Annotated in this window: 5 protein-coding genes; 2 read left to right on the top strand and 3 right to left on the bottom strand. The window is 64.8% G+C overall.

The window, feature by feature from the left end:
• The first annotated feature begins 171 nt into the window (after nucleotides 1–171).
• Complete coding sequence (locus tag QE394_RS16890; protein ID WP_349035109.1) at nucleotides 172–4,245, top strand: FtsK/SpoIIIE domain-containing protein; 4,074 nt, start codon at nucleotides 172–174, stop codon at nucleotides 4,243–4,245.
• Here QE394_RS16890 and QE394_RS16885 read toward each other — a convergent pair.
• Nucleotides 4,206–4,604, bottom strand: coding sequence for a hypothetical protein (locus tag QE394_RS16885; protein WP_261619230.1), 399 nt, complete (start codon nucleotides 4,602–4,604; stop codon nucleotides 4,206–4,208). The two genes, QE394_RS16890 and QE394_RS16885, sit on opposite strands and share 40 nt — an antisense overlap.
• A gap of 321 nt (nucleotides 4,605–4,925) precedes the next feature.
• Here QE394_RS16885 and QE394_RS16880 point away from each other — a divergent pair, with 321 nt between their 5' ends.
• Nucleotides 4,926–5,174, top strand: a complete 249-nt coding sequence (locus QE394_RS16880) for a WhiB family transcriptional regulator (protein WP_015937605.1) — start codon at nucleotides 4,926–4,928, stop codon at nucleotides 5,172–5,174.
• 135 nt (nucleotides 5,175–5,309) lie between these two features.
• Here QE394_RS16880 and QE394_RS16875 read toward each other — a convergent pair whose 3' ends face one another.
• Both QE394_RS16875 and QE394_RS16870 read right to left on the bottom strand, forming a co-directional pair.
• Nucleotides 5,310–6,782 (bottom strand): PAS domain-containing sensor histidine kinase, encoded by a 1,473-nt coding sequence (locus QE394_RS16875; protein ID WP_261619191.1) that lies wholly within the window; start codon nucleotides 6,780–6,782, stop codon nucleotides 5,310–5,312.
• 28 nt (nucleotides 6,783–6,810) lie between these two features.
• On the bottom strand, nucleotides 6,811–11,664 hold the full coding sequence (locus tag QE394_RS16870) for an NAD-glutamate dehydrogenase (protein ID WP_268157000.1): 4,854 nt from the start codon (nucleotides 11,662–11,664) through the stop codon (nucleotides 6,811–6,813).
• Nucleotides 11,665–11,700 lie beyond the last annotated feature (36 nt).

Here is an 11,700-nt window from a genome sequence, read left to right as displayed (position 1 = left end):
CGAGTGACTGCAGCGCCAGTCGAATCGGCCGCACGCACCGGCCCGGCGAAATGCCCATGAGCCAGCTGCGTCCCAGAGGGCACGGAACGTTTTCCACATAGCCCATGTACAGGCCTGCCCGTACGGAGCCTGTCTCTTAGCTTGGAAACTACGTTCAAAGGAATCCACCACATGACACTCCACTGCACGTTGGTAAGAGCAGCCGGCCCTGGTTCCGGCGACGATCCACTGGAGCTGACCATTGAGGCTCCCGCCGGAACCGCAGGGACGGAAATCCACCACCATCTTGCCCGCCAGTTCGGCACGGGGGAGATTACCGTCCGGGGAATCCGCCTGGGCTCGCTCAACGTTGGCACCGCTCCCCTTGTCACCGGCGCGGTACTCGTCGATGCCGGCGATGCCAGGCCGCCGCTCAGGAAGCAGCTGTCCCGGATTGCGGCCGAGGCGGAGGCTGGGCTGGCACTGGCTGTCCACAGCGGCTCGGGAGCCGGCGCCGTTGTTGCCCTTGTCCGGGGCACCTACACAGTTGGCAGGAGCGGCGCACGGATCTCCATTGCTGACGCCGAAATGTCGCGGGAGCATGCGAAGCTGACCGTCACGGACACAGGCATCTTCATCGAAGACCTGGACAGCTCCAATGGAACGTGGGTGGATGGCCGGAGAGTCCGGAATGCGGCCGTGTCCACGGCCTCCGTCATCCGGTGCGGGACGTCGGTCATGTCCCTGATCTTCACGGACCGCCTGCCGGGGCACCTGGCGGACGCGGGCGCTTCGGTGGCGGACCCCATTCCCGTTACCGCCGGCACCGATCACGGAAATCGCGCAGTCCTCTTACTGACCGCGACGCTCCCCTTGGTCATCGGGGTCGGTTTGGCTGTCTTTACGGGAATGTGGATGTTCCTGGCGTTCGCCGGCGCCTCAGCCGTCTCGGTGCTGATTCCGCTGCTAACGGGGCGAAGGCAGCGGCGGGACAACGCAGCCGCAGTCGCTGCGGCTGTCCAGGAGGACAAGGAACGACGACGACGGGCCGGGCCGTCCCTGGCCTCACTCGCCTTGAGTGCGCCGCGCCTTGGATCCCACGGGAGAGGCGCCGGCGATGGCAGGATCTGGCTTCGACTCGGCTTGGGCGCACAGCCCGCGAATATCAGCGTCCAGCCCGCCGGCGCAGTCCGGGACCTGCCGTCCGCGGGTGCGGTGCCAATCCTCCTCAATCCGTCCCGGCCGGAGACAGTATTTCAAGGAGCACGCCCGGCGCTGGACGCCATGATCAGGGCGCTGGTCATGCAGTTGGCCGGTTATCCCCGGGGTACAGAGACCAGGGTGGTCATCCACGGCCGGCCGGAAGTCCTTCCCCTCGCTGCAAGGTTCCTTCCCCGCGTCGTCCTGACAGCAACCGGGGAGTCATGCCGACGGCATCTGTCCGAGAATTCTTCCGGGGGCTACCCGCACGAAGTCCTCATCATCGCCGGCCCGTCAGACTGCCGGGAAACGGACAACGCCCTTGCCGCTACTGCCATCCAGCTCGGATGGCAGGTCCTCAGGTTCATCACCACGGGAGAGCCAGCCAGTAGCGCTGATGTGGAACTGTCCGAGCCGGAATCCTCCTTACTTTGCCCGGAAGGCGATACGGGATTCGTTCCCGACTTGGCTCCTGCGACGGTCTTTGACGCATTTTGCCGGAACCTTGCAGCCGGAGCGGATGGCAGGGCGCGGGAAGACTGCGTCCCGGATACGTGCGCCCTGGAGGATGTCATGCCCTTATCCGCGGCCGCCACAGCTGCGCGGTGGGAGACGGCGGAACAGGCCACGGGGCTGGCAGTTCCGCTGGGACTCAGCGCCGGAGGCGTCAGGTCCTGGGACCTTGACGGCGACGGGCCACATCTTCTGGTGGCGGGTACCACCGGTTCGGGGAAGTCGGAGCTGCTGCGCACCCTCGTTGTTGCGCTGGCACTAAGTCACCCGCCCGAACTGGTGAACTTCCTCTTCGTTGACTTCAAGGGCGGCTCCGGACTCGGGCCGTTAGCCGACCTCGTGCACTGTGTTGGGCTGCTGACTGACTTGTCCGCCAGTGAGCTGGACCGCACGCTCGCCTCATTGCGGGCTGAGATCCGGCTCCGTGAGGAGGCCCTCGCCGCGGCAAACGTGCCGGATCTGGCGTCCTACCGGTCCACGCCGGATGTTGCAGGCCCCGCGCTCCCCCATCTCGTCATCGTCATCGATGAGTTCAGAATGCTCGTGGATGACGCACCGGAGGTCCTGCGGGAGCTGATGCGCATTGCCGCCATCGGACGTTCCCTTGGCATCCATTTGGTGATGGCCACTCAGCGGCCGCAGGGAGCACTGACAGCCGATATCAGGGCCAACGTGACGTCGAGCATTGCCCTGCGGGTACAGTCCGACATGGAATCCCATGACATTATCGGCACCAAAGCTGCGGCAGGCATCGGAGTGGGCTGCCCAGGGCGCGCGTTCCTTGCACGTGGAACGGAACCTGCCCAGGAATTCCAGGCGGCAACACTGAACCTTTCCGTCGCGGAAACCCGGAACGACGCCCTTCACGTTCAGCGCACTTCTGATTTCCTGAGGGCGGGAGAAGGAGGTGCACCCCGCTGCCAAACGTCAACCCCGGCGCAGGCCGCACGGCCATACGTTGAATTGGTCCGCAGGCTTTGGGCAGCACGGGGTGGGTCACCTCCCCGGCACCCCGTAGCGCCTCCCCTTCCGCATGAGCTCCGGGAACCCGTGGTGCCACCGGTGCAGGCAAACGGCCAGCAGGCATCCGGGTCTCGTCCGGACTGGTCTGTTGAGCTGGGCGCCATGGACCTGCCCCATGCCCAATGCGTCCTTCCCCTGACCTGGGAACCAGCCCGGCACGGCCACCTGGGGCTCGTTGGCTCTGCCTCCTCCGGCGCCGTTGAAGCCTTGGACCTCGCAGTACGCCGCCTGCTGGCGCACCCGCGTGAGTCACACTGCTACTTCCTCGATGCCCCGGGCGGACTCCAGCATGCCGCCGGCCATCAAAGGACGGGGGCCCATGCCGGCCTCCACGAACTCCGCCGCGCGGTCCGTGTACTGGAGCGGCTGGCCCGCGAACTTGGCCACCGCCTCAACCGCCCTGATGATTGGGCCACTCCGTTGGTGCTGGTCATCTCCGGGTGGGGATCCTGGGTTTCTGCCTTCAGGTCCGGACCGCTTGCGTGGGCTGAGGACGTGGTACAGGACCTGGTCCGGGACGGTCAGCGCGCCGGGATATCGGTCGCCATATCCGGGGAACGGGAACTGGCCACCGCCCGTTTTGGCGGCTCCCTGCAAAACCGGCTGTATTTCCCCGCAGCCTCCAACGAGGACAGCAGGCTCGCTTGGCCCAGGATGCCTTCCACGGAAAAGGTGAAAGGGCGGGCGGTGGCCTTCGGACCATTCGCAGGAAGCGAGCCCGTGGTCTGCCAGGTCTATGACCTCGCCATAGCGGACCAGTGGCACCAGGACACGGGCAGGGAGCTGAACGCCAAGCAGGGAACCCTGCCCTTCCGGATTGAGTCATTGCCCCCGCTCGTCTCAGCGACGGACGTTCAGGAGTCTGCAACGAACCCGGTCTCATCCGTGGCCGCCGCCGGGTCCACCCCGCCCGGACTTCTGATCGGCGTGGGTGGGGACGAGCTCTCCCCGGTCCGCCTGCACGTACCCGCCGGCGGCGTTTTCACCATCCTTGGCCGCCCCGGCGGCGGTAAAACGAACAGCCTCCGCGCGCTACGGATCCTCAACCCGGAAACCTGCTGGGTGCATCCGCCGGATGCCGCAGAGCCGGGCAGGTTTTGGACATCACTGCGCCTGGACGCCGCGTCCCGGGCTCCGGCGGGGAGCCGGGTCCTGATCGCCGACGATGCCGACCACCTGCCTCCCGATGCGCTGACTGCACTGGCGGAACTCCAGTCACGGGGCCACACCGTCATGTTGACAGCAAACTACAATCCCCTGCTGCTGCAACGCCTCCCCCTTGTTATGGCGTCCAGGGCTCACGGCGCCGGAATGCTGCTCGCGCCGCGCTCCATGGCGGACGGGGACCTCTTCGGCGTCCGCTTCGAGGCGGAGCCCGCTGCTCCGCCGGGCAGGGCAGTGCTGATTTCCGGAGGAGGGTCCGCCGCCCTCCAGGTTGCCTGGGCGCCGCCCGGGGCTGAGGCCGGCGGCAGCGGCGGCAGCAAAACTGGCTACAAGGCCGGCGGCACTCCGCCGGCCCGGGAAGCATAGGCGATAACGCTGCTGTGGAACAGGAGCACAAGGGCTGCCACCGCAGGGACAACCATCGCCAATCCAGCAAGGACCAGGCCGCTGGTCAGGGTGGGGAAACCGATCGTCAGAACGAACAGTTGGGCCACCAGGGCCGCCGCACGGGTCCACCGGAACCCGCGGTACAGGAAATGACCCACCGCGAACAACCACGCCGAAAAGGCGAGCAAAAGCCCGAGGGTAAACACCGCACCCCAGAACGACAGGACGGGGCTCCCCGATACCAGCTCGAATGCGTACCATGCAGCTGCCGCCAGGAGGGCCGTCGCCTCGGCCGCAACCACCACGGCAATAAGGACAGCGGCGCGGGGAGGCCGCACCTTCCCTGATGCAACGGCACCGTCCTGGCCGGGGTGGGTTCCCCCGGGAGGGGGCGGGGACTCTGCAGGCATGGAAGGGGGTCTTGACACACTGGCACCATACCCGACATAGTCGGAGACTGGTGAGGGCCAGCGCCAGCAGTGTGATGTATCGCTCAGCATTCCCGGGATATCAAGCGTTATTACCCCTTGTTTACACAGCGTTAACATGACAGGCTTGATGGAGATGACCAAGGGGGCCCTGCCGGGCCCTTTTCCTTTGTAGCTACTAGTGAATAATTTCACAAAGGGCGATTCCCAGAAATGGAGCAACTAATCAGCATGGATTGGCGTAACCGCGCAGCGTGCCTCGAGAAGGATCCTGAACTCTTCTTCCCCGTCGGGAACACGGGGCCGGCCCTCCTGCAGATCGAGGAAGCCAAAAGTGTCTGCCGCCGGTGCCCGGTAGTCGATACCTGCCTTCAGTGGGCACTTGAGTCCGGCCAGGACGCCGGCGTCTGGGGGGGCATGAGCGAAGACGAGCGCCGCGCCCTTAAGCGCCGGGCAGCCCGGGCACGCCGCGCTTCATAAGCGGCAGGCCCCCGGACATACAGCGGAAGGATATCCGCCAAATAGAAAGAGCCCCGGCAGCAACCGATCAGGTTGCCGCCGGGGCTCTCTCCATTTAATGCCAGGGGACGCCGCCGGACAGCAGGCGCCGTCCGGCTACCGGCCCAAGAGGCTCAGGCGGATGCGGACCGCTGTGCCGCCGCCTTCGCGGGGCAGCCACTGGATGGTTCCGCCAAGCTCGCTGGTCACCAGGGTCCGCACGATCTGAAGGCCAAGACCCTCGACGTGCGGAGTATCCGGTAATCCCACGCCATTGTCGGCGATGGTCACGGTAAGCTCTTCGTCGTCGCCATCCTCGCCCTCCGCACGGTCGGCAATAAGCCACACCGTCCCTGCCCGCCCTTCAAGGCCATGTTCCACAGCGTTGGTGACCAGTTCGTTGATCACCAGTGCAAGGGGGGTGGCCAGGTCGCTGGGAAGCTCGCCGAAAGTGCCCGAACGTTCCGTCTTCACCTGCTGGGACGGTGAGGCGACCTCGGCGGACAGCCTGAACTGCCGACCAATCAGCTCATCGAAATCGACGCTCTGGGTCAGGCCCTGGGACAGGGTCTCGTGGACCAGCGCGATCGTCGCAACCCGGCGCATCGCCTGCTCCAGGCCTTGTTTGGCTTCCTCGCTCACCATCCGGCGCGACTGCATCCGCAGCAGGGCAGCCACGGTTTGAAGATTGTTTTTCACCCGGTGGTGGATTTCCCGGATGGTGGCGTCCTTGGTCACCAGCTCCATTTCCCGCCGCCTAAGCTCCGACACATCGCGGCACAGCACCAGGGCACCGAACCGTTGCTGTTCGTCACGAAGGGGAATCGCCCGCAGGGACAAGCTAACGCCGCGGGACTCGATTTCACTGCGCCACGGCATCCGGCCGGTAACAACCAGGGGCAAGGTTTCATCGACCATCCGACGGTCCTTGAGGAGGCTGGCAGTTACCTCCGCCAAGGAACGGCCCTCCAGCGATTCACCATCACCAAGCCGGCGGAAGGCAGAAACACCGTTGGGGCTGGCGTACTGCACCACGCCGTCGGCGTCGAGCCTGATCAATCCGTCCCCCACCCGCGGCGCGCCGCGGCGCGACCCCGTTGGCGAAGCGAAGTCGGGCCACAGGCCAAGCGTTCCCATCCGCAACAGGTCATAGGCGCACTGACGGTACGTCAGCTCAAGCCGGGACGGCATCCGTGAGCTGGACAGGTCCATGTGCGTAGTGACAACGGCCAGGGTCCGCCCATTCCGTACCATGGGGACAGCCTCGACCCGCAGTGCCATGTCGCTGCTCCAGTTTGTCTCGCTGGAGCGCTCGATGGCCCTGCTGTTCCAGGCCTTGTCCACCAGGGGCCGAAGGTCGGAGCGGATGCCTTCGCCGACGAAGTCCCCGTGGAACACGGTGTGCGTAGTGGACGGCCGGACGTGCGCCAGCGCCACGTACCCGTATTCCGGATGCGGGAACCACAGTGCGAGGTCGGCGAAGGCCAGGTCCGCAACCATCTGCCAGTCCCCCACCAGCAGGTGAAGCCATTCGGCATCACCCGGGCCGAAATCGGCGTGCTCCCTGATGGGGTCGGTAAAGATTGCCACTGCACCTCCAGTTGCGACGCCTGATTGATCAGCGCCGGACGATAGACCTCAAGAGCCTCAATGCTACCGACAGCGACGCCATATCGTCGGTTTCGAGTGCGTTGACCTCATCGAACATGCTCTTCGCGCGGCCCAGCTGTTCGGCGTTCCGCGCCTCCCACTCCGTGAGCCGCGCCTCGGGCGAGCCGCCCGCGGCCGTGGCGTCCAGCACCGCCGTCGTAATGTCCGACACCGTGGAGTACAGGTCATCGCGAAGCGCTGCCCTTGCCAGTGCCTGCCACCTGTCCTGCCGGGGAAGGCTGCTGATCCGTTCCAGGAGGGAATCGGCGTGGAAACGGTTGAACACCGTGTAATACGCGGCGGCGATGTCCTCAACCGGCTCTTTCCGCAGGCGGGCGATCTTGGCAATGTCCAGAAGGACAAAGCTTTCGAACAGTTCAGCCCAGCGCAGGGCAAGGCCATCCGGAAGTTCCCATTCGCGCGCGTTCTCGAGCCAGCTGCCCACCCGTTCCCGGTCTTCGCCGCGCAAGTAGTCCAGAACGCGTGCACGCAGGGGATCCATCAACGGCTTGAACTCAGCCACCACTTCATCGATGGGCTGGGAGACGGTTCCCTGGGTGAGGAGCCACCGCACTGCGCGGTCAAGCAACCTGCGGATATCCAGGTGGACCGTGCTCCAGTGCTCCGTGGGGAACGACGCAGGCAGGCTGTTGAGCTCCCGGACCATCACGTCCAGCTCGTAAATCTCCCGCAGCGCGACGAAGGCCTTGGCCACGGCCACTTCGCTGGCCGACGTTTCTTCCATGACGCGGAAAGCGAAAGTGATGCCTCCCATGTTGATCATGTCGTTGGCCACCACCGTTGCGATGATTTCACGCCGCAGCGGATGCGTGTCCAGTTCAGCGTCGAAACGTTCACGCAGTTGCGTCGGGAAATAACCGCGGAGGGTCTGCCGGAACCACGGATCGTCCGCGAGATCGCTTTCCCGCAGGGCCGTCGCCAATTCGATCTTGGCGTAGGCCGCGAGGACGGAGAGCTCAGGCGACGTCAGGCCCTGGCCCTGCTGCAGCCGTTCGCGCAGGGTCTCCGTGGTGGGCAGGGCCTCAAGGTCGCGCTTCAGGTCGGCCGATTTTTCCAGCCAGTCCATGAGGCGTTCGTAACTGGGGCTCCACTCCGCAACCCTTGTGCGGTCGTTCAGCAGCAGGATGTTCTGGTCAATGTTGTCTTCCAGGACGAGGCGGGCAACCTCGTCGGTCATCGAGGCAAGGAACTCGGCGCGTTCGGCCGCGTCCAGCCTGCCGGCAGCCACCATCCGGTCAACGAAGATCTTGATGTTGACCTCATGGTCGGAGCAGTCCACGCCTGCGGAGTTGTCGATGGCGTCGGTATTCAGGATGACACCCTGCAGTGCTGCCTCGATCCGTCCGCGCTGGGTCATTCCGAGATTCCCGCCTTCGCCCACCACCTTGACGCGGAGGTCCCTGCCATCAACCCTGATCGAGTCGTTGGCCTTATCCCCCACCGAAGCATTGGACTCGCTGCTGGCCTTCACGTACGTCCCGATGCCGCCGTTGTAGAGAAGATCTGCCGGGGCCAGCAGGATGGCCCGCAGGAGTTCGGGCGGGCTGAGCTCCGTAATGTGGGCGGGAAGTCCCAGGGCGTCGCGTACCTGGGGGGACACCGGGATGGACTTGGCCTGCCGCGCAAAGACACCGCCACCTTCGCTGATGAGGGACTTGTCGTAGTCGTCCCATGATGACCGGGGCAGTTCGAACAGGCGCCGGCGTTCAGTGAAGGACGACTCCTCGTCCGGCGTGGGATCCAGGAAGATGTGCCGGTGGTCGAAGGCAGCGAGCAGCCGGATATGCCGGGACAGCAGCATGCCGTTGCCAAACACGTCGCCGGACATATCGCCCACGCCCACCACGGTGAACGGCTGGGTCTGGGTGTCCAGGTCCAGCTCGCTGAAGTGCCGTTTCACGGATTCCCATGCACCGCGGGCGGTGATGCCCATGGCCTTGTGGTCGTAGCCAACGGAGCCGCCCGAAGCGAAAGCGTCTCCCAGCCAGAATCCGTACTCAGCGGCCAGGCCATTGGCAATGTCCGAGAATGTCGCAGTCCCCTTGTCCGCTGCGACCACGAGGTAGGAATCGTCGTCGTCATGCCTGACCACGTCCGACGGCGGCACCAGCTTCTCGTCCGCACCTTCGGTAACCAGATTGTCGGTGAGGTCCAGCAGGCCCCGGATGAAGGTCTTGTAGCTTTCGACACCTTCGGCCATCCACGCCGCCCTGTCGACGGACGGGTCCGGCAGCTGCTTGGCAAAAAAGCCGCCCTTGGCCCCGGTGGGAACGATGACGGCGTTCTTTACCGTCTGTGCCTTCACCAGGCCGAGCACCTCGGTGCGGAAGTCCTCCCGGCGGTCCGACCAGCGCAGGCCGCCACGGGCGACCTTGCCAAATCGGAGGTGCACACCCTCAACCCGCGGAGAGTAGACCCAGATCTCAAACATGGGACGCGGGAACGGCAAGCCGTCGATCCGCGCCGGATCGAGCTTGAAGCTCAGGTGCCGCTTGTCCTGGTAGAAGTTCGTCCGCAGGGTGGCCTCGATGAGGTTCACAAACGTCCGCAGGACACGGTCAGCGTCAAGTGTTGCAACTTTTTCGATGGACGCTGACAGTTCTTCCCGCACGGATTCCTGGGCGGCCTGCCGTGCATCGCGGTCCAGGGACGGGTCGAACCGTGCTTCGAACAGGGCACTGAGCCCCCTGGTCACATCAGGGTTGGCGAGGAGGGTGTCGGCCATGAACCCGAACGAATTGGTGTTGCCCATCTGGCGCATGTAGCGGGCGTAGGCACGCAGGACGGTGATCTGGCGCCAGTGCAGCCCTTCCCGAAGGACCAGGCGGTCGAAAGCGTCGGATTCTGCCGCACCTGTCACAGCCGCGCTGAAGGAATCCGCCAGGAAGCCTCCGGTTGCCACCGGGTCGACGCCTGCGGGGTATTTCAGACCGAGGTCGTACAGGAAGAAATCGCGGCGGTCCGCGGTCTCGATTTCGAAGGGCCGTTCGTCGAGCACCTCGAGTCCCAGGTTGTGGAAGAACGGAAGGATTTGGCTCAGGCTCTTGGGCTCGAGCATGTAAAGCTTGACCCGCGCATCTTCCTCAAGCGTTGCGCCCGCCCCCTCGGGGAGGTAGACGTGGACGCCCGGGCGCTCCTGCCGTGCCCCCTCGGTGCGTTCGGCCGCCGCTCCGTACTTCTCGAAGCGGGCAATGTCGTCAAGGGCGTCTTCCACTTCGTAGTCCACCCGGTAGCTCGCCGGGAACGCTTCAGCCCAAATTGCCGCCAGTTCCTTGGCTTCCGCCGCGTCGCCGCCGTCGCGCAGCACCTCGGCGATGCCCTCGCTCCAGGACCTGGCCGCACGGACCAGCCGCTTTTCGAGCTCTCCGCTGTCAACGTGGCTGACATCTGCATCCTTCGGCAGGCGGATCCTGAAGAAGAGGCGGGCCAGAGCCGATTCGGTCATCCTGGCTTCGTAGTCAATGGAAACCGCTTGGAAGGTCTCTCGGAGTTCCTGCTCGATCCGAAGCCTGACATTGGTGGTGTAGCGATCCCTGGGCAGGTAGACGACAGCCGACATGAAGCGGCCGTAGATGTCGGGGCGGAGGAAGAGCCGGGTCCTTCGGCGCTCCTGCAGCTTCTGGATGCCCACTGCCGTGGCGGCGAGGTCGGGGACTTCGATTTGGAACAGCTCGTCGCGGGGATAGGTCTCCAGGATGCCGAGCAGGTCCTTTCCGGAGTGCGAGTCCGGTGGGAACCCCGCATTGCGGAGAACGGCGTCGACCTTTTCCCGGACGATCGGGACTTCACGCACTGAACCGGTGTAGGCGCTGGTGGCAAACAGCCCGATGAAGCGCCGTTCTCCATTGACGTTGCCGGCGGCGTCGAAACTCTTAACGCCGATGTAGTCCAGGTAGGCGGACCGGTGGACGGTGGAACGGGAATTGGCCTTCGTGATGACAAGGGCACGCTTTTCCCGCGCCTTTTTGCGTCCTGTATCAGTCAGATGCTGGATGTGGGGGGAATCGGCCGCTGCCCGGAGCAAGCCAAGGCCGCTGTCCTCCCGCAATTCCAGGACGTCCTCCCCGTCCACGTTGATGAGGACGTATTCCCGGTATCCGAGGAAGGTGAAGTTGCCGTCGTCGAGCCAGCGCAGGAGGTCCTGCGCCTGCCGCAGTTCGGCGATCTGGGCCGGGTTGGCTACCTGGTCAAGGCTTTCGGCGATCTCCAGCGCCTTTTGGCGCATTTTGGGCCAGTCTTCGACGGCCGCGCGTACGTCCTTAAGCACTCGCTGCAGTCCTTCAAGCAGCGACGCTTTGGCTTCGTCGGAGATGCGGCCGATCTCGACGGCGATCCATGACTCCATATATGAGGCATTTTCGCCGGTGGCAATCAGGTGGGACAGGCTCGGCATCGCCGCGGTGTCACCGCTGGAAATTCCGATATGCGACGGAACCCTGTTGACCTTAACCAGGTGCCCGGATTCCCGGTTGCGCGTGGCAACGAACATAGGGTGGATGACCAGCTTGATGGCCGCATGCTGACGGACCAGTTCAGCGTTGACTGAATCCACCAGGAAAGGCATGTCGTCCGTGACGACGAATACGACGCTGCTGTCTTCCTCATCGGCAATGGCCACCTTCGCCTGCCCGGGCAGACGCCCCGATGCGACCTCGCGGTGATGGTCCGCCCGCTTAGCCAGCAGCTCCTGCGGATAGCTGCGCGCGTCCTCCTCGGCGAGATGCTGGTAGTAGTCCCCCATGAAGCCTTCAAAGCCTTCTACGGAAAGGGCCTGATCCTCCACGCTGGATCCAGACGACATCAACAAACGCCTCCATCACACGATATGCGCTGCACC

The sequence above is a fragment of the Pseudarthrobacter sp. SORGH_AS 212 genome, assembly GCF_030818145.1.
Taxonomy (GTDB): domain Bacteria; phylum Actinomycetota; class Actinomycetes; order Actinomycetales; family Micrococcaceae; genus Arthrobacter.
This window is presented reverse-complemented; position numbering and strand designations above follow the sequence as displayed.

Bases quoted from the DNA above. Each gene is read 5' to 3' on its own strand.
- QE394_RS16890 (WP_349035109.1), top strand. From the start codon at position 172: ATGACACTCCACTGCACGTTGGTAAGAGCAGCCGGCCCTGGTTCCGGC.
- QE394_RS16880 (WP_015937605.1), top strand. From the start codon at position 4,926: ATGGATTGGCGTAACCGCGCAGCGTGCCTCGAGAAGGATCCTGAACTC.
- QE394_RS16870 (WP_268157000.1), bottom strand. From the start codon at position 11,664: ATGTCGTCTGGATCCAGCGTGGAGGATCAGGCCCTTTCCGTAGAAGGC.